Annotated in this window: 20 protein-coding genes, 1 pseudogene and 1 riboswitch; of the genes and pseudogenes, 3 read left to right on the top strand and 18 right to left on the bottom strand. The window is 38.2% G+C overall.

Translation table 11 applies throughout. The annotated features are described in order from the left end of the window. Positions 1-201: 201 nt before the first annotated feature. Together yidA and AB2Q86_RS00915 are read right to left on the bottom strand one after the other, a co-directional pair. The gene (yidA, locus tag AB2Q86_RS00920; RefSeq protein ID WP_012582111.1) at positions 202-1014 is read right to left on the bottom strand and encodes a sugar-phosphatase; all 813 of its coding nucleotides are present in this window, start codon (positions 1012-1014) and stop codon (positions 202-204) included. 45 nt (positions 1015-1059) lie between these two features. Continuing rightward, the gene (locus AB2Q86_RS00915) at positions 1060-3399 is read right to left on the bottom strand and encodes an ATP-dependent DNA helicase (RefSeq protein ID WP_012582112.1); all 2340 of its coding nucleotides are present in this window, start codon (positions 3397-3399) and stop codon (positions 1060-1062) included. 278 nt (positions 3400-3677) lie between these two features. Between AB2Q86_RS00915 and AB2Q86_RS00910 the strand changes: the two genes are divergently transcribed. After that, positions 3678-4358 carry a Crp/Fnr family transcriptional regulator gene (locus AB2Q86_RS00910; protein ID WP_012582113.1) on the top strand — a complete coding sequence of 227 codons (681 nt, stop codon included), beginning with the start codon at positions 3678-3680 and terminating at the stop codon, positions 4356-4358. Between the two features lie 3 nt (positions 4359-4361). Here AB2Q86_RS00910 and AB2Q86_RS00905 read toward each other — a convergent pair whose 3' ends face one another. From AB2Q86_RS00905 to AB2Q86_RS00895, 3 genes are read right to left on the bottom strand one after another with little or no spacing between them, the layout of a single operon-like run. After that, the gene (locus tag AB2Q86_RS00905) at positions 4362-5168 is read right to left on the bottom strand and encodes a metal ABC transporter permease (protein ID WP_003728193.1); all 807 of its coding nucleotides are present in this window, start codon (positions 5166-5168) and stop codon (positions 4362-4364) included. After that, the gene (locus AB2Q86_RS00900; RefSeq protein WP_003725477.1) at positions 5117-5821 is read right to left on the bottom strand and encodes a metal ABC transporter ATP-binding protein; all 705 of its coding nucleotides are present in this window, start codon (positions 5819-5821) and stop codon (positions 5117-5119) included. Before AB2Q86_RS00900 ends, AB2Q86_RS00905 begins: the two co-directional genes overlap by 52 nt. Before the next feature lie 12 nt (positions 5822-5833). Further along, positions 5834-6775 (bottom strand): metal ABC transporter substrate-binding protein, encoded by a 942-nt coding sequence (locus AB2Q86_RS00895; protein ID WP_012582115.1) that lies wholly within the window; start codon positions 6773-6775, stop codon positions 5834-5836. A gap of 221 nt (positions 6776-6996) precedes the next feature. Between AB2Q86_RS00895 and AB2Q86_RS00890 the strand changes: the two genes are divergently transcribed. Further along, positions 6997-8652 carry a peptide ABC transporter substrate-binding protein gene (locus AB2Q86_RS00890; protein WP_003728196.1) on the top strand — a complete coding sequence of 552 codons (1656 nt, stop codon included), beginning with the start codon at positions 6997-6999 and terminating at the stop codon, positions 8650-8652. A 324-nt stretch (positions 8653-8976) separates the two neighbouring features. On the opposite strand, the pseudogene AB2Q86_RS00885 reads toward AB2Q86_RS00890, so the two are convergent. The 13 genes and pseudogenes from AB2Q86_RS00885 to AB2Q86_RS00825 all read right to left on the bottom strand — a co-directional run bounded on the left by AB2Q86_RS00885 (position 8977) and on the right by AB2Q86_RS00825 (position 17374). Further along, positions 8977-9328 (bottom strand): annotated as a pseudogene (locus AB2Q86_RS00885) (dihydroorotate dehydrogenase (quinone)). A gap of 87 nt (positions 9329-9415) precedes the next feature. Next, positions 9416-9649: an Imm74 family immunity protein gene (locus AB2Q86_RS00880; protein WP_012582118.1), complete on the bottom strand. Its 234-nt coding sequence runs from the start codon at positions 9647-9649 to the stop codon at positions 9416-9418. 5 nt (positions 9650-9654) lie between these two features. Further along, the gene (locus AB2Q86_RS00875; protein WP_012582119.1) at positions 9655-9891 is read right to left on the bottom strand and encodes a hypothetical protein; all 237 of its coding nucleotides are present in this window, start codon (positions 9889-9891) and stop codon (positions 9655-9657) included. Between the two features lie 231 nt (positions 9892-10122). Then, the gene (locus tag AB2Q86_RS00870; RefSeq protein WP_012582120.1) at positions 10123-10566 is read right to left on the bottom strand and encodes a hypothetical protein; all 444 of its coding nucleotides are present in this window, start codon (positions 10564-10566) and stop codon (positions 10123-10125) included. 20 nt (positions 10567-10586) lie between these two features. After that, a complete protein-coding gene (locus AB2Q86_RS00865; RefSeq protein WP_003726467.1) occupies positions 10587-10829 on the bottom strand; it encodes a DUF1871 family protein in 243 nt (80 codons plus the stop codon). 9 nt (positions 10830-10838) lie between these two features. Continuing rightward, positions 10839-12143 (bottom strand): T7SS effector LXG polymorphic toxin, encoded by a 1305-nt coding sequence (locus AB2Q86_RS00860; protein ID WP_012582121.1) that lies wholly within the window; start codon positions 12141-12143, stop codon positions 10839-10841. Beyond that, the gene (locus AB2Q86_RS00855) at positions 12140-12508 is read right to left on the bottom strand and encodes a hypothetical protein (RefSeq protein ID WP_003728921.1); all 369 of its coding nucleotides are present in this window, start codon (positions 12506-12508) and stop codon (positions 12140-12142) included. Before AB2Q86_RS00855 ends, AB2Q86_RS00860 begins: the two co-directional genes overlap by 4 nt. Then, positions 12509-12793 (bottom strand): DUF3130 domain-containing protein, encoded by a 285-nt coding sequence (locus AB2Q86_RS00850; RefSeq protein WP_012582122.1) that lies wholly within the window; start codon positions 12791-12793, stop codon positions 12509-12511. Between the two features lie 200 nt (positions 12794-12993). Then, positions 12994-13887, bottom strand: coding sequence for an ABC transporter permease (locus AB2Q86_RS00845; RefSeq protein WP_003724035.1), 894 nt, complete (start codon positions 13885-13887; stop codon positions 12994-12996). 10 nt (positions 13888-13897) lie between these two features. Next, positions 13898-14848 (bottom strand): ABC transporter permease, encoded by a 951-nt coding sequence (locus AB2Q86_RS00840; RefSeq protein ID WP_012582124.1) that lies wholly within the window; start codon positions 14846-14848, stop codon positions 13898-13900. Between the two features lie 101 nt (positions 14849-14949). Continuing rightward, complete coding sequence (locus AB2Q86_RS00835) at positions 14950-16524, bottom strand: ABC transporter substrate-binding protein (RefSeq protein ID WP_012582125.1); 1575 nt, start codon at positions 16522-16524, stop codon at positions 14950-14952. Between the two features lie 86 nt (positions 16525-16610). Further along, positions 16611-16713: riboswitch (SAM riboswitch) on the bottom strand. A 137-nt stretch (positions 16714-16850) separates the two neighbouring features. Next, complete coding sequence (locus tag AB2Q86_RS00830; RefSeq protein ID WP_003724964.1) at positions 16851-17129, bottom strand: GNAT family N-acetyltransferase; 279 nt, start codon at positions 17127-17129, stop codon at positions 16851-16853. 11 nt (positions 17130-17140) lie between these two features. Continuing rightward, positions 17141-17374 (bottom strand): (4Fe-4S)-binding protein, encoded by a 234-nt coding sequence (locus AB2Q86_RS00825; protein WP_003724961.1) that lies wholly within the window; start codon positions 17372-17374, stop codon positions 17141-17143. Positions 17375-17540: 166 nt separating this feature from the next. On the opposite strand from AB2Q86_RS00825, the gene AB2Q86_RS00820 reads away from it, so the two are divergent. Next, on the top strand, positions 17541-19049 hold the full coding sequence (locus tag AB2Q86_RS00820; protein ID WP_003728204.1) for an IMP dehydrogenase: 1509 nt from the start codon (positions 17541-17543) through the stop codon (positions 19047-19049). The last annotated feature ends 55 nt before the right edge of the window (positions 19050-19104 follow it).

Here is a 19104-nt window from a genome sequence, read left to right as displayed (position 1 = left end):
CGGAAGTACTGCTTGTATAAAGAGAACTTTATGAACTTTCGGTGACGATTTTGAAAATCCATATATTATTAAGTACTAAATTGAACAAAAAAGCCGAAACTCCTTTATAGAAGGCTTCGGCTTTTTATAACAGTTTATCTATTTTTTCATTTCCATATACACTGTATGACAATATTCTATTTTTACTACTCTTTGTTCATTTTAGCGGTCAAGAACGAGCATTTGGATAGCCTGTGCTACACCATCTTCATTATTAGTAGTTGTTGTATAGTTGGCGATTTCTTTAATATGCTCTGTCGCATTACCCATCGCAACTCCCATACCAGCGTACTCAATCATGCTAATATCATTTTCTTGGTCACCAATACTCATGACTTCACTTTGAGACACCCCAAGTTTTTCTGCTAAACTAGCGAGCGCTGATCCTTTATTTACGCCTTTTTGCAAGAATTCTAAGTTATATGGAACACTCCGAACGACGTAAAATTTTTGTTTGATGCTCTCTGGTAATTTTTTTATCACATCGGTAATTTTTTCAGGCGAGTCTAGTAGCATAACTTTGGAAACGTGAATAGATGCAGGTGCTTCCTCAACAGGCAAATGGTATAGCGGCGTCCCAAGTAGTAGCGAATCTTGACAAGTGATTTCCGTGATTTTGCGACTTGGTACATACATATTTTTCCCGTCAAAATAAGTAACGTTAACATTTTCTGCATGACAAAATGCATAAATTTCTTCTAGTTCTGTTTTATTTAAGGTAATATCTGCTAATGTTTTCTCGGAGGCTGTTTCTAACACAACTGCCCCATTAAACGTAATTGCGTAATCTCCCACGTCTAAAAGATCTAGTTCAATTAAGCTTTTTTTGATTCCTGCAAGTGGACGTCCTGTACATAGTACTACTTTTACCCCTTTTTCTTTTGCGGCTTTAATAGAATCCCGCACGGCTGGTGTAATTTCGTGTGCGTCGTTTAATAGTGTGCCATCAATATCTATCGCAATAATTTTATACATAATTTCCTCCCAAAAATGACTAATTACCTCTATTCTACTAGAAAATTAGCGATTCTGCCAAAATCCGGCCACTTCTCGGGAGATATCGTCCGTGCTCTTCACTGTTTTTGCATGGTTCCAGTGCGCAGGGAATAATGCTCGGTAACGATCGGCCGAAAAGCGTTCTTCTATTAACAACACTACGCCACAATCCGATTCTCCGCGAATAACCCGGCCAACCGCTTGAAGCACCTTGTTCATTCCTGGTATTTGGTACGCATAATCAAATCCCCGGCCAATCGTTTCATTATAATAATCTTTAATTAAATCGGATTCATGATTCAGTTGCGCAAGCCCTACTCCGACAACCGCCGCACCAACTAATCGCTCCCCACGAAGATCTACCCCTTCTGAAAAAACGCCTCCCAAAACGCAAAAACCAACCAAACTTTCTTCATTCCCTGCTTGAAAATTTTCTAAAAAATGCTCTCGCTGCTCTTCATCCATGGCAGTTTCTTGTTTTTGCGACCGAATATTAGGATATTTTTCTTTAAATAAATCGTATACCTTTTGTAAATACAAGAATGATGGAAAGAAAAATAAATAGTTGCCTTTTTTTCCAGAGGCTAGCGCATAGAGAGCATCCACAACAGCTTCCATACTATTTTCGCGCATCTGGTATTTCGTGCTAATATAATCCGCTACTAGTAAATGCATGTTTTTTTGTTTAAATGGCGAAGAAAAAATCATTCTACTCGTGTCTTCTTGACCACCGAGGACGTTTGTATAGTAATCTATCGGCCGCATTGTCGCTGAAAAGAGCACCGAGCTGCTTCCGAGTTTCAGCTTTTCCGAAAGTAAGAAAGCAGGATCTAAACAGAGTTGTTTTATTTCTAAATCCCCGTGACTTCTCGTAACTTGTGTAACGTAGCGGTCATCATAAAACTCTGCAATTGCAACGTATCTTAAGCTCTCAAAATAAAGTTCCAACACATCCGCTTGTGATTCTGACTGGGCGTTTTGAGGCAACCATTCTTTCGCTACAAAGGTGAACTTTAACACAGATGCATTCCAATCACCGAGTTCATCTTTTTGGACATAAATTGTTTTTTCTAAGTCCTTTAATTTTTTATTTAGTGCAATCATTTCTTTATTCATCGCGTTTATTGCATTTAGCAGTCGTTTGTTCTTTTTGGAATCTAGTCCCCGTTTGACTTGCATAACTAATGATTTTTTCAGTGTTGCCGAATACATCGAGCGCGCGCGGTCTACTAAATTATGCACTTCATCCACCAGAAAAGTATATTTCCCCGGCCCTTCTGCAAAAAAGCGTTTCAAGTAGACTACTGGGTCAAATAAATAATTATAATCACAAACTATTACATCACAAAAAAGAGCAACATCTAGTGATAATTCAAATGGGCAAAGTGTGTATTTCCGGGCGTAGCTTTCAACAATTGGACGGGTAATCGCTTCTTCCGTTTGCAACATATCAAACAATGCTTCGTTCAAACGGTCGTAATAACCTCGTGCAAATTGGCAATGATCCGGTTCACATTTTCGTTCGTCTAAAAAGCATATTTTGTCCTTCGCAGTTATTGTCACGCTTCTTGCAGCCAGTCCTTTACGGCGCATCTCATCTAACGCATCTTCGGCAACTTGTCGCGTAATAGTTTTTGCAGTAAAGTAGAACAATTTATCTGTTTTTCCTTCGCCCATGGCTTTAACGCTCGGGAATAATGTTGACATTGTTTTACCGATACCGGTAGGAGCTTCACAAAACAAACTTTCTTCGGAGGCTACTGTCCGGTACACTGCAATGGCAAGCTCTCTTTGTCCACTTCGATAGTTATCATATGGAAAAGTTAATTCTTGAATAGTTTTATTTCGCTTCATTTCCCACGCAGCCGATGCTTTTGCCCAAATAGCATACTTGGAAAGTAAATCGTCCACAAAAGCGCCCATATCTTCACGACTCATTACACGTTGAAATTGCTTTACTTCTTTATCTGATACTTGATAATACGTTAATTGCAGTGTAACTTCTGCCAAATCCGACTTTTCAGCAAGCATAAATCCATAACAGATAAGTTGAGCCCAGTGAAGAGGTCGAAAATCTTCCGTTATTTCTTTCATCGGTGTTTCGGTTGTCTTAATTTCGTCAATCATTTGGTCATTTATGATACCATCCGCACGACCTTCAAGCGAAAAAGCAATTCCATCCACTATTCGTTCTAGCTTTAGACTCACTTCTGCCACATATTCTTCTCCCGCTTCTTTTTGGAGTAATTGATGAATTTTTGTTCCTTCTAGGGCGCGGTCTGAGCTAGTCATTCGGTTATCGATACTACCGCTTCTTAAGACAAACTCTACTAAACGCCTAACTGAAATCTGCACTTTCCTCATCAATAAGCCCCCTCTTACAATCCAATTGAATTATAACACAGAACCTACGTTCGTATCGATTTAGTAAAAAGGATTACTTTTAGGATTTTTTTGTTGAATTACTATAACACCGCAATTCCTAGCAGATAAATCATCATTTTTCCCATCAAAAGACTTTTAAAGATTTAAATATTTCACATTTTGGAAACATTTATCCAAAAAATACTACTTCACTGCATACAATCGATTTTTAGCATTCTGATACAATTATGTTTACAAAAGAAGATTGGAGAAACGCCATGTCAAAAACTTTATATAATTATCAAGAATTCATTCGTTTATCCCACGAAGGCAGAATAACTTATGAACAAATAGATGTACCAAAAAATGCCAGCCTATTAACCGAAAAAGCGGACATTGATAATCATATTTATCTCGTAGTAGATGGATATATTGCTTTGATTTTGAACGATGGTAAAGAACACTCTAAAATCTATTCTATTCAAGGAAAAGGAACATTTTTAAACTATTTTACATTACTCGACCAAAGTGATAATCGTTTTAATTTTAAGACCCTTTCTGGATGTTCTTTATATAAATATTCGAAAATAGATATGGAATATTTTCTTTCGATGTTTCCTGAGAATTTTGGCTTTCAATTCTTCATTATGAAAAACCAGACTACTCACCTTTACTTTAAAAGCTTAATGGCAAGTAGTCCGGCTTCTGAAAAACTTAAAACGACCTTTTCGAATATGGCTTTGTTACATGGGGTTCTGAGTGATGATGACACAGTAATACTGCCTCAAGCAATTAAAACAAGCCATCTACTTTCTTATAGTAATCTTTCGAAAAGCTGTTTTTACAAGGATTTGCAACATCTCAAAACAACTAATCAGATTGAAAAGAAAGAAAAAAGTTGGATTATTCATGACCAAGAGCTTTATGCAATGATACAAAATGGTCAAACATCGTTCTAAAAATCATTTCCGTGCCAGTTTTAAAACAACGGTCGAAATAATGAAAAGAATGATAAACATTAAGGTAATTGTTGCGCCAGGTGGGGTTCCTAGTTGGTAGGAAGACACAAGGCCGGAAAACATTCCGACTAAGCCAATCAGAATTGCACTAATAACACACATCAGGAACCCTTTTGAAATTCGCATACCGATTGCAGCTGGTAATATAATGAGCGCTGAAACGAGTAACGCTCCGGCTATTGGCATAATAACAGCAATCGCAATCCCAGTAACCACACTGAATAAAAGCGAAATCAAACGTACAGGGACTCCTTCTGCAACTGCAACATCTTCACTAAAAGTAAGTACAAACATAAACCTTTTAAACACTAAGAACAATACTACGATAGCTACTCCTAAAATTACCAACAGCTGCACTTGCGCCTTACTGATTGTTACAATCGAACCAAATAAGTACTGCTGCACGCTTGTTGTAATTCCACCCTGATCTAAACTCATCAACACTAACGCCACAGCAAGCCCACCAGCCATTAGTATCGCAATGGACAACTCTGAATAAGTTGCATAAACCCCGCGCAAATACTCAATCCCGAGCGCCGCAATAACTACTACAATAAGCGTTGTCACACTGGGATTCACATTTAAAACCAACCCAAAAGCCACCCCTGCAAGCGACACATGCGAAAGTGTATCCGCCATAAGCGACTGTCTGCGAATAATCAAGAAAACTCCTAAAAGAGGAGCAATTATAGCAATTATCATTGATGCTTGGAAGGCTCTTTGCATAAATCCATAGAGAAACATTTCCATGACACATCCTCCTTTCTAATAAGGCGAATATGCTTATCAACAAAATCTTCCATTTCTTCACTATCGTGCGTTACCATTAAAATCGCTTTACCATGTACTTGTGCTTCATGTCTTAATAAATCATAAAAACGGATTTTACTTTGTTTATCCATTGCTGTTTGTGGTTCATCCAAAATTAATATATCTGGGTCGGTTGCAAACATTCGGGCCAGGCAAATCCGTTGTTTTTGACCACCTGATAGCTCACCGATACGTTTATGACGATAATCCCACATTTCTACAGATTTCAATGCTTTTTCAACATGCGCATGATCTTTTGTAGTCAGCCGTTTGAACCATTTACCATTTGGAAAACGACCTGACCGCACTAGTTCGAGAACTGTACTTGGAAAACCCGCATTAAATGATGCTATTTGTTGTGGTACATAACCTGTCAAAAGTCGCCCGCCATCTGCGTTCTTTTTGGCGAAAGTAACGGAACCTTTATCGGGTTGTAAAATGCCCAAAATAATACGGAGCAGTGTTGATTTAGCTGCTCCGTTTTCTCCTGTTAGTATAATAAATTCTCCCGCACTCACTTGAAAAGAAATGTTTTCAAGCACTGGCTCGGATTCATATTTAAAACCAATATTGGCTATATCGATGTATTTCATTTGATCGCTTCCTTATTTTATTGTTTTTTGCAAGGCTTGTAGGTTTTGTTCCATATAAGCAATATAATCCATGCCTTTTTTCTGTTCTTTATCCGTAATTCCTTCGATAGGGCTTAGTACTTCTAGTTTTGCTCCCGTTTCGTTCGCTAGTGTCTCTGCGACTTTTGGTGAAGCTACTTCTTCAAAATAAATGGTGCTGATGTTATTTTCTTTCACGTATTTTTGTAATTCCGCTAATCGTGCTGGGCTTGGTTCTTGGTCAGGTGAAAGACCGGCGATTGCCACTTGATGCAAGTCATACTCTTTCGCTAAATATTGGAAAGCTGCATGTTGGGTTACGAAGTCGCGTTGTTTTGCTCCTTCAAAAGCTGTTTTAAATTTGTTGTCGAGTGTTTTTAATTTCTCTTTATATGTTTCTGCGTTCTTTTTGTATGTATCTGCATTTGTTTTATCTGCTTTTGTAAGACCGTTCTGGATATTAGTCACTTCTTGTTCGGCCAGGACTGGGCTTAGCCATACGTGAGGATCGTGTTCATGGTGGTGGCCTTCTTCGTGCTCATGATCATGGTCTTCTTCTTCGGTTCCTTCTACTAGCTCGATTCCTTTACTCGCATCAATCACGGTTAATTTTTTCGAATCTAAGCTTTTAAGTACGCTCGGCACCCAAGTTTCCATGTCTTCACTGTTATAAACGAAAACATCCGCCGCTTCGATTTTGGCAATATCCTTTGCGCTTGGTTCGTAATCATGAGGTTCTGTCCCAGCATCATTCAACATTTCAATCGAAGCATTATCTCCCGCAACATTTTTGGTAAAATCGTACATTGGGTAAAAAGTTGTCACTATCTTGAGCTTGTCCTTATCTCCACTTACTTTATCGTTGCTAGCACCGCATCCGGCCAAAACTAAAACGAACGCCAACACTGTTACAACTAAAAATGACCATTTTTTCATATTATCTCTCCTTTTTCGTAATGATTACGATTTAAAACTTAAAGTTGCACTATGTAAATTATGATTGCGTATCGCAAAACGTAATCATTCTTATTTGCACAAAATATCTTATCACGGGATTATTTTTGCGTCAAGCAGTTTTTTGCCAAATCATTAACTTGACTTATCTTATCGGAATACTTATAATAACGATAAATACACAGATAGAAGGGGAGAAAACCATGCATTTTTTAAAGAAAACATTGCCTATTTTTGCCATTTTGACAGTACTTTTACTTACAGCTTGCGGAAATGACAATGAAAAATCTACGACAAAAACTTCCCCGGACAAAATTAAATTTCTTGAAACCAGTGAATTACTGACTTTAAATACGACAGCTGAGGAAGACTTTGCTAGCTTTACCGCACAAAACCAAGTCTTCGAGGGATTATACACACTTGATCAAAAAGATAACTTTGTTCCTGGGGTTGCTGATGGAATGCCAGAAATCAGCGCTGACCAAACGAAATACACCATTAAATTAAAGAAAAACGCGAAATGGTCCGATGGTTCTCAAGTAACCGCTGATGATTTCGTCTACGCGTGGCGCCGTGCCGTTGATCCAAAAACCGCACCTGGGTACTCCGCGCTCTTCAAAGATTCGATTAAAAACGCCACTGAAATCAATGAAGGCAAACTACCTGTAACTGACCTTGGTGTCGTTGCAACTGACCCAACAACGCTTGAAATCACACTTAAAAAACCAGTTCCATACTTCATTTCACTTCTTTCTTTTGAAACATTTTTCCCACAAAAAGAAAGCTTTGTGAAAAAACAAGGCGACAAATACGGAACAGATAGTGCGCACACTTTATACAATGGTCCTTTTGTTATGAAGGATTGGGGCGGCAACATTACGAATAAATGGACTTACGCGAAAAACGATCAATATTGGGACAAAGATAATGTCAAAGTAAATGAAATTGATGTGCAAGTCGCGAAAGATATTAACGCCGGCGTGAACCTTTATAATACAAACGAAGCTGACCGCGTGCCACTTTCAGGCGATTTTGCGAAACAATACAAAGACAAGAAAGATTTCCAAACGGAAAAAGATGCGCTGATTAGTTATTTGCGCATGAATCAAAAACGCGACGGTAAAGCGACTCCTCTTGCGAACAATTCCTTGCGTCACGCGCTTAATTTAGCTGTCGATAAAAAACAACTAACGGATCGGATTCTCGGTGACGGTTCCTTCCCAGCGAACGGACTTCTTCCAAAAGATTTCGTCCAAAACCCAACAACGGGCGCTGATTTCCGTACAGATAGCGGCGACCATTTAGTTTATAACAAAGAAGAAGCTTTAAAATATTGGAAACAAGCACAAAAAGAACTTGGCACTGACAAAGTAACAATCGAACTGCTCGGCGATGACCAAGAAACAACGAAAACCATTTTCGCTTATTTGAAAGCGCAGTTTGAAGATAATTTGCCAGGTGTGACGATTAAAGTGAAAAATATGCCTTCGAAGAGCGCGACACAGCTAACTTCTGATGGTAATTATGACTTGTCACTGGCTGCTTGGATGCCTGATTTTAAAGATCCGTGGACGTATAGCAGTTTATTCTTATCCGATTACTTTAATAACCATATGAGTTACAACAGTCCTGCTTATGATAAACTTGTAAAATCGACGGATACAACGCTTGCGACGAAGCCTGAAGAACGTTGGAATGCGTTCGTAGCTTCTGAGAAAGTTCTGCTTGATGATGACGCGGCGATCTTACCACTTTATCAACATCAAACAGCAGTGTTGCAACGTACAGATATTACCGGCGTTCAGAAACATGCTTTTGGTTCGCCTTATAGTTATAAGTTTATTCGGGTGGAGAAATAATTCGCCAGTTTGGAAAAAGCCAGCAATTTTTAAAAATGCTGGCTTTTTGATTTATAAATTATTAAATTCTATCTTTGCAAGTAAGCGTGTATCTTATTTACTAACGACACCAATCAGATAATAGAATACCTTTTTATTTTGTCTATAAAATTACTCTTCTGGAGTAACTGGTTTAAATTTAGGAATCTTGAACTTCTCCCCTTTATAACCTCCAACAGTATAGCGGAAAACAAGACCACTTATACTACCACACCCTTGCGCTTCACTGATTTCTTTCCCAGTAAGAGAACACCATTATATATTCTAAAGATGCCCTTTGTTTTATTAAGAATACTCTATAAAAATTTCGCTATCTAAGTTATCTTTTAATAACTTAATTAGCTTCATCATAATCTCTTGTGTAACATTATCTAATACTTTTATATCGATTGTTTCGAATTGTTCCAAAGTTTTTTTGTTGTCTGGAATCACCCATGAGCTTTCATCATACCAACCCTTCATATAAATGATGATAATAATATGCTAAAGAAACCCATCTACCATCAACTGGACTAAGTTCATTCATAATACTGTCAAAGTAGCCTTCCCACATTTCTATACCTGTTTTTTCACCATTTATATAAGTATAAAAGTCAATTTCTGGATATCCTTCGAAACCTTTATAAAAATTATCCATATTTTATCTTCCGCCATTCCTTATTATTCCCAATGTCCACCTGTTAACATTTAGGATTAAACAACTACTCTACTTCTCGCATTTCTTTTATTCAAATGAAATTTGTACTGTATTTTCATTTGTGCTCTGTTTTACCTGGTGAATAATTTCTTGCACTTCAGATTCAGAAATCTTTTTATTTTCATATGGAGGTTCCCAATTCTTCATAGAATCTTTAAATACAACAAATTCACCTCCAACTAACATTTCTCCATCTGCTTTCACTACATATCCATTCTCTAAATCAAATTTCACCTGTGAACTATTACCTGTAATTTTCATTTCACTTACTTCCTTTCAAAAATTATTTTTTCAAGTCCTGTTTTAGGATCAATCGTTGTTATTTTCGTTACGTTAGGATTATTTTTTAATCTAGGTAACTCAACATTTTCCCAAATATTTCCTTTTCTCAAATCCGAACCAACTACTGCACGAACTTCACCAGAAACTTGTTCTGCATAAGAACCAGAAGCCAAATCCCATGCTTTTATTGACTCAGGATTATTAAAATCCCAGTCTGGCATTTCAATATTTTTATTTCCTATTGTTGATTCTAAAGTAACGCCACCTTTACTTTTAGCTATATCAGCCCCACTGGCTTTCTTGGGAGGGAAAGTTTATTGTTTTTATGTACGAAATTTATTATCCTTTCTGTTGCTAAAAAGTTTTAAATATATATTTCAAAAATGGTCAGAGATAATGAATTCATTATCTCTGACCATTTAATGACAATACTAGCTCTTTAGAATCTAAAATTATAATACTTCGTAGAATAAGGTTGCACCATGTTCAATCATACCTATAGCCTGTTTATCATCTGCAAATTCCATGCTCTTCATTGCATTAAAATACTGACTTAAAAAATTCTCAAAAGCTGAATAATCTTCTCTTCTTACAAAAATTTTAGGAGAAATATTATCTGTAATTTCTTTTGGTAGCTTATTTCCAAAAGGAAAACCTATGATTTCTGTATCATTTTTACTAATTTCTGTTGAAATTTCATAATAATGTAACTCATATTTTAACCCACTATTTTCACAAATTAGAAAAGGAGTAATCAGCAATCCTAAAACTGTTTGATTTTCTTTTGAAAATAAAACCAAATTTTTAATGTTTTCTTGTGATATATAAATACTGTCATTTTCACTAAAATTATTTGGTAAGATTTCTACTTTTTCAATGATCTCTTGTTCTTCCATCTTATTATTTCCCTCATTAATTATAGCGCTAAAATTTTTTCAGCTATTTCATCTTCGTTATTTTTAAATATTAAATTTTCTCCAAACGAATCTATGAAAATTTTTCTTATACCTTTAGCTAATACATTCATATCAATGTTATGATTTTCTTGAACAATACTAATTATTTTGTTGATTTCTTGACTATATTCATCTTTTGGAGCTAAGGGAAACAGCTCTATTGGATCCCAATCATTTATTATTTTTTCTACTTTTTCATACATAATGACACCCTACTTTCCATACAATTTTTCTATTATTTTTTCCATTCCTTCATCAAAATCTTTTTTACCCCAAGCAGTAACTAATTTGCCATCTTTGCTGACAATTGCAACACCATTTTCAGTTATAAAAGCAAATTTTTCTCCCCCATTCTGGGATAAAGCTTTTCCACGCTCCACAAAATCGTCAACTTGACTCTTAGAAAGACCACGTTGTTTCAATCTAGACATTCCATGTTCGGAGTGTTCAGACCAATTTATTTTAATATTAGGATGATTAACTAATTTACCTATTTTCCCAAAGTCCGTTCCAACTTCAACGCCATTATTTTTCTTTCTTCTGTGTAACCAATCTTTAGAAACCTTGAACTTCTTCCCTTTATAACCTCCAGCAGTATAGCGGAAAACAAGACCACTTATAATACCAAACCCTTGCGCTTTACTTATCTCTTGCCCAGTAACCGGGTCTATTCCTTCTTTCACCGATTGAATTACTGCCTGCAACAACTCGGCTTCTTCCTGTGCTTCATTGCTTTCATGTGGTAATTCCCCGTTAAGCACAGCGGCATTGTACGCGTTCGTTGCTTCTACGTCTACTATACCATTTTTCATTAGCACCCACATTTGACCACGGTACGTTTTTTGATATTCGTCAAAATTGAATGTTTTTTCGTTGTTTTTTAGCGCTTTTCCTAAGGCGTTTTGCATCCGGGTCACGGTGGTGAAATTCAGTTTGCTCATATCATAGGTGCCCGTTTTACTGTTAAATTGAATGTTCGACTGGAGTTCGCGAATAGTCTGTTGAATTCCTTGGACTAAGTCTGTTAAATTATCAAAAAAGCCGCTATGACTTTGTTCAAAAGCCAAATATTTTTCTAAGATATTTTCCTGTTTGTAGGCGATACTCAGCTGAGAACGATAACTTTGCATTTGCCCTTCTGTTCCAGTGTTCATTCGCTGGGCTAGTGCTTCTTTTTTCGCTTCGATGCGATCAATCATTTTCCCGAGTTCGTATAAACCGTCCGCATCAATTTTCGCATCGGCCGAGCCATCCACTTGGGCGTGGAAATCGGCTATATATTGCGCTAATCTTTCTTCGCTCTCGTTCATGGCTTCGATTATCGCATCACATAAAGGGAAATAAGTCATTTGGTAGTAATTTTTCGATGCATCAATCGCTTTTCCTTTTAAACTGCTGTCTTCAGTATAGTTTTCTACGGCATTTTTGATGTCTTTAATGCTTTTTCTCGCTGTTTCATTGGCTGTATGTAGTTGGTGCGCAAAGGTTTGTATTTCTCCGATGTCAATTCGGCTCACTGTAACAACTCCTTTTGTAAATCTTGTTGTTGATTTTCTAATTGGTAGATGTTTTTTTGGCAAGCGGTGATTTTTTGTTGGTGTTCTTCTTGGTTCGCTTGGATTTTTTTATGCCACTTCTGTTTTTCTTCTTCCTGTAGATCTGCCAAATAGTAGCCGAAACTTCTTGATTCTGCGCCTTGCCAAACTTCGCGCAGAAGCTCCAGCGACTCCCGTTCTTCTTGATGGACACGTGCAAAATCTTCTGCTAACCACTCTTGTTCATTTTGTTGTCGTTGTAAATCTTGCAAAAAATCTTCGGCCGCGGATTGTTCTTTTTTCAGCAGTTGCAGTTGTGTCTCCATTTGCTGGCTCTTTGCATCCATTTATTTATCTCCCAATCCCATGCCTCGTTCAAGCTCTTGGTCTTTGCGAGTAAATGATGCGCCTAATTCTTGCAATCTTTTGGCATCCGTTCCTACCACACCCTGAAAATTGTCCACCGCGTCTACCAAGTCAAACAATGCTGTCCGAAAATGATTGATGGAATTGGCTTGACTATAGGCCATATTGCCACCTTTCATTGGTAAATATTCAGTTGATTTGCCTTTGGATTCTAACTTTGTCGCGTGTTTTTTCAATGTTGCTTCTTTAACTTTTATTTCACTCATTTCTGCGCCTCATCTCTGTCTATAATAATGAAACCTTATCTTTTAATTATAGCACCGCACGCATTCTCGTTTTGTGAGCGTTTTGTGAAATTATGCCTTGGAAATTGGCTAAAACACGTTTTTTACGTTTCTATTTTAAGTACCTTTTCTTTAAAAAACAAAAAAACACTTTGACTGAAAAAATCAAAGTGTTTTTAAATTTAATATCTACGTGATAACCCTTTTCTCAGCACATCGCCAAGGACGTTGAAGGAAAGAATAGTCATTAAAATTAGTAATCCGGGGAAAAGCGCCAAGTATGTTGCTTCGCCGACGTAGCCTTGCGCATTGTTCAGCATGCTGCCCCACGAAGCGTTAGGCTGTTGAACGCCGAGGCCAAGGAAACTTAGTGCCGACTCGGTTAAAATGGCTGTAGCGACGTTTAATGAAGCTGCAACAACAATCGATGGCATCGCGTTTGGAATAATGTGCTTGAACATAATGTGGAAAAATCCGCCGCCCGAAGACTTGGAGTACAAAATGAATTCACGTTCTTTTAGTGTTAGGGTTTCTGCCCGGACTATCCGCGCCACTTCCATCCAAGAAAGCAATCCGATAATGATAATAATATTCGAAATTCCCGGTTTTAAGTATGCATTTAAAATCATTAGCAGGAAAAATGACGGAATCGACATGAAAATATCAAGAAAACGCATCACCATATTGTCAATGAATCCACCAAAGTAGCCACTAACTGTCCCAGCAAGCGTTCCAACGACAACGGCAATCATCATCGCAAATACACCGACAAGTAGTGAAACCCGGCCACCGTACAAGACACGCGTCAAGTAATCCCGACCATGGTCATCCGTCCCAAACCAGTGCGACGAATTTGGCGGCATCAGTTTGTCTTGAACGGAAAGAGCATTAGGGTCATAAGGCGAAAGGAACGCGAAAATACAAGCCACCGTAATAAGTATCAGCACACTCGTCGCAAAAACAGCGCGGCGGTCAGCAAGCATAAAACGCCAAAAACTCCGCTCTCGTGTTGCGTGAACAACTTCTGCATCCCGCTCGAAATCTTGCATTGTTTTTTTCGAAAAATCTAATCGCATCATGAACTCCTCACCCCATTTCCCTAATCCGCGGATCGACAATCATATAAGCTAAATCGGCCAGCAAGTTTCCGATAATTAATAACAGCGCTGAAAAAAGTGTAATCGCCATAATAACTGGATAATCCAGTTGGAAAATCGCGTTGATTCCAAGCGAGCCCATTCCCGGCCATGAAAAAATACTTTCGGTAATAAAAGCGCCTGTAATGACTTGCGGAAGTGACATCCCAAGTAGTGTTATAACTGGCAGCAAGGAATTTTTCAAGACATGATGCCCCATAATTTGCACTTTGGATAGACCTTTCGCATAACCAAATAAAACATATTCTTCTTTTAATTGGTTGATGGTATTTGAGCGGACGTAACGATAATATGCCGCGCACCCTTGGAAAGTCAGCGTTATAACTGGTAAAATCGCATGCTCCGCCATATCCCAAAAAGAGTCGACCCCAATCGTTCGCATCCCTAGACTTGGAAGCCAACCTAGCTGAATCGAAAATACATCTATTAAAATCATCCCAAACCAAAAAATCGGAATCGAAATACCAATATATGAAATCCCGTTTAACACTTTATCAATCCACGTATTTTCATAATTCGCCGCAACCAAACCAAATGGAATCGATAATAATAGCGTCAGAACAAGCGAAGTTCCCACCAAACCAAGTGTCGCTGGAATTCTCTCTAAAATTTGTTGCAATACTGGCTGGCTATTCACAATCGAATAACCAAGATTCCCTTGCAACAAGTTCCCAAGCCAAATAAAGTACTGCACATAAATTGGTTGATCCAGCCCTAAACTTTGTCTAATTCGTTCCACATCGTCAGGATTCATATCAGGCGTAACAAACGAGTTCACGGGATCCCCGGGCGCTAATTTTATAAGTGCAAACGAAATAATCGAGATAATAAATAGCATCGGAATAATTTGCAATACGCGTTTTATGATTGTTTTTAGCATAATTTATCTCCTATCTAAAACACTAAAAATGACAAGTAAAAACCTGAACCTGCCAAAAACAAGCATGGCAGGCCAGATTTTTTACGAATGATTTTTAATTATTATTCCGTTAAATATAGTTTAGAAAGATCACGGAACATGGTTACTGGTTGTGGTGTGGCAGCTTTTTGACCACCGTAACGGCTATCAAGAGCTAGCACTGCATTATCATAAGAAATTGGATAAATTACAGCGTCATCAGCAATGGTGTTTTGGATTTTTTCATAGATTTCTTGACGTTCTTTATCGTCCGCAGTTACAGCACCTTTTTCCCAAAGTGCATCTAGATCTTTGTTGTGGTAGTTCGAATAGTTGTATGGCGCATCGCTTAGGTATAGGGATTTATACGCATCAGGATCGTTCCCCATGATATAACCATTTAGTGCGATAGAGTAGTCTGCGTTTTTGCGGTCAAGTGTGATGTTGCTTAGTGCATTTGGATCTGTTGGTTTCAAGTCAAGTGTCACGCCGATTTCTTTGTATTGTTGTTGCAAGTAAAGCGCGATACTTTCTTGTGATTTACTGTTGTTTAAATAGTAAACAGTTAGTTTTTGACTTGTATCAAAACCACTTTCTTTTACTAATTTTTTCGCTTTGGCAATGTCTTGATCGTATGTTTCTACTTTATCCGTGAAGTATTTCGTGTTTTCTGTTAGGAACGAGGAAGCTGGTTTTGCGTATTCATCTGAACCGTAAGCCGCATCAATGATTTCTTCACGATCAAGCGCATAAGAAAGGGCTTGGCGAAGTTCTTTTGATTTAAGTGCTGGTTGGTTTTCGTTGAATGTCGCATAGCTTAAGCGATTTTCCGGGTAAGTGATAATGTTTACCGCGCTCGCTTTTTCTACTTTGTTTCTATCAGAAGGTTGAATGGATTTTAGGTTGATTTCGCCATTTTGCAGTGCTAAATTAGCTGCGTTTTGGTCTTTTGTGATTCGGAAAGTAACTTTATCCAATTTTGGTTTGCCGTCAAAATAGTCATTGAATCGTTCTAGGGAAACATATTCGCCTGTTTTGTATTCAACAAATTTGTACGGACCTGAGCCGATTGGATTTTTGTTTTTATCACTTTTCTCGATGTTTTCTACCCCTTCAAAAATGTGTTTTGGAATTGGGAAGAAAGTTTTAATTGTATTATCAAAGGCTGGAGCAACAGTTGGTAAAGTGAATTTCACCGTTGTGTCGTCTACTGCTTCTACTTTTACAGGTTTATCGTCAAAAACAAAGTTGCCGCGGTTCGGGCTGTTTTGTTTTGTATCTAAAATAGAATTTACAGTAAATACTACATCGTCTGCAGTTAAAGGTTTGCCGTCGTGCCAAGTTAAACCATCTTTTAGTTTCACAGTGTAAGTTAAGTTGTCATCTGAAATATCTAAGCTTTTTGCAAGTGCCGGTTTACCGTCAACTTCCCAAAATAGCGGTGCGTATACAGCTTGTTGAATCGTTAATGTTACACGGTCAGAAGCGTAGTTCGGATTGATAACTTCTGGATCTCCAGTAACGCCGATAATTAGAGAGCCGCCGTCTTTCGCTTTGCCTGAACCGTTTGCTTTGTCTGAACTAGCGCCAGAGCCTCCGCAAGCCGTTAACACCAAGGCAAAAACCGAGATAACCGCTACTAATAAAAATTTCTTCATCTAACAAAAACTCCCCTCTTTAAGCGCTAAAAAATAACGCTTCCTCTGTTTTTTGGTCAGAATCGAAGCGCCTCATTAAAAGCTACTACTTATCTGCCAGAATATTACTTCTGATCGGAATTAGCATAGAACTTGCGCTCCGCTGCTGGGCTTCACTGGGCCGATTCCCTCCACCGCTCTTGATAAGAAAACGTAATACTATTATTCCTATAAGTTTACTGTGAATTAAAGATACACTGAAACAAAGCAGATGTCAAGAAGAGAAAACCGGAATTCTAAAATTTTTTCATAAAAATAGACTAGGCATAAAACCTAGTCTACACTTCTTATTTTGCAGCTTGCACTTCTTGATATTCCGGCTTCTTAGCAAATTCTGCTTTCGCAAACGGACAAAGCGGAACAATTTTCTTTCCTTCTGTTTTCGCTTTTTCGACCGCACGTTTTACAAGTTCTTGCGCTATCCCTTGACCTCGAGCCGCATCATCAACGCCTGTATGGTCAATAATAAACATATCTTCCCCAGTTGGCACAAAAGTCACTTCACCAACCTCGACTCCTTCATCATTTACCGCATAAATTCTATTTTCACCGTTTTTATATTCCATCTGATATCCTCCTATTTTTCGATATATTGAAGCGCTCCACTCGGGCAAGTATGAATCACCCGTTTCGCTTCTTCTTTCGATACATTATCTGGCATAATCCATGGTTTTCTATCCAAATTAAAAAGTTCTGCGTTACCTTTTACACAATTACCCGAATGCTCGCAAATATTTGTATTAAAATAAATATCTACCTCCGCCCCGCGATACTTCCGGTAGCCACGTTCTAGCAATGTTTCTTCGTCCATCTGATTACCTCCTTCGCCAAAGTTTCTCTACCTTTCATCTATTCCACTCTTCCCCCAAAAGAAAACGTCCGAAAAAGCTCCCCCAATCATTGACTTTCCATCCAGTTATTGAAATAATAAAGATATTTTATAAATTCATTTAAAAATAGAAGAAGGAGTGGAAATAATGGCATTTTATTTTGAAGAACCGTCCCGCACATTTAGTGAATTTTTACTTGTCCCAGGCTACTCATCCGCTGAATGTGTTCCAACAAATGTTAGCTTAAAAACACCAATCGTAAAATTTAAAAAAGGGGAAGAATCTGCTATCACAATGAACATTCCGCTTGTTTCCGCAATTATGCAAGCTGTTTCTGATGATAATATGGGGATTGCGCTTGCGACAGAAGGTGGCGTATCATTCATCTTTGGCTCCCAGTCCATCGAAAGTGAAGCGGCAATGGTTTCTCGCGTGAAAAATCATAAAGCTGGTTTCGTTATTAGTGATTCCAACATCAGCCCTGACAAAACACTTCAAGACATCCTTGATTTAAAAGAAAAAACGGGTCATTCTACAGTAGCAGTTACAGAAGACGGCACAGCGCACGGTAAATTACTTGGAATCGTGACAAGTCGCGACTACCGCGTAACGCGCATGAGCCCAGACGAAAAAGTTGCTGATTTCATGACTCCTTTCGAAAAATTAGTTACTGCTAACAAATCGACCACTTTAAAAGAAGCTAACAACATTATTTGGGACAACAAATTAAATGCCCTACCACTTGTAGACGATAACGAGCACCTAGTCCATATGGTATTCCGCAAAGACTATGACTCTAATAAAGAAAATAAATTAGAACTACTTGATTCCTCCAAACGTTACGTTGTTGGAGCTGGTATTAACACGCGCGACTACGAAGAACGTGTTCCCGCTCTAGTTGAAGCTGGCGCAGATATTCTTTGTATCGATTCTTCTGAAGGTTATTCTGAATGGCAAAAACGAACACTTGACTATGTTCGCGGTAAATACGGCGATACGGTCAAAGTTGGTGCAGGGAATGTTGTTGACCGCGATGGCTTCCGTTATCTTGCAGAAGCTGGCGCAGATTTCGTTAAAGTTGGCGTTGGTGGTGGTTCCATTTGTATCACACGTGAACAAAAAGGTATCGGCCGCGGGCAAGCAACTGCGCTAATTGATGTGGCTAAAGCACGCGATGAATATTTTGAAGAAACAGGTGTATATATTCCGATTTGTTCTGATGGTGGAATTGTTTATGACTACCACATGACGCTAGCTCTAGCAATGGGCGCTGACTTTATCATGCTTGGTCGTTATTTCTCTCGTTTTGATGAAAGTCCTACTAATAAAGTGAATTTAAACGGCACGTATATGAAAGAATATTGGGGTGAAGGAGCTAACCGCGCGCGCAACTGGCAACGTTATGACCTTGGAGGCGACAAGAAATTATCTTTTGAAGAAGGCGTAGATTCTTATGTTCCTTACGCTGGATCTTTGAAAGACAATGTTGCCATCAGCCTTAGCAAAGTCCGCTCTACGATGTGTAACTGCGGCGCGCTAAATATCCCTGAATTACAACAAAAAGCAAAAATCACCCTTGTTTCGTCCACTTCTATCGTAGAAGGCGGCGCGCATGATGTGGTTGTAAAAGATGCTTCAAATAATTTAATCAAATAAAATAAAATTGGTTGGTGTGAATTTGGTAAATTACCATTCTCACACCAACCAATTT

The sequence above is a fragment of the Listeria monocytogenes genome, assembly GCF_041765605.1.
GTDB lineage: Bacteria > Bacillota > Bacilli > Lactobacillales > Listeriaceae > Listeria > Listeria monocytogenes_D.
This window is presented reverse-complemented; position numbering and strand designations above follow the sequence as displayed.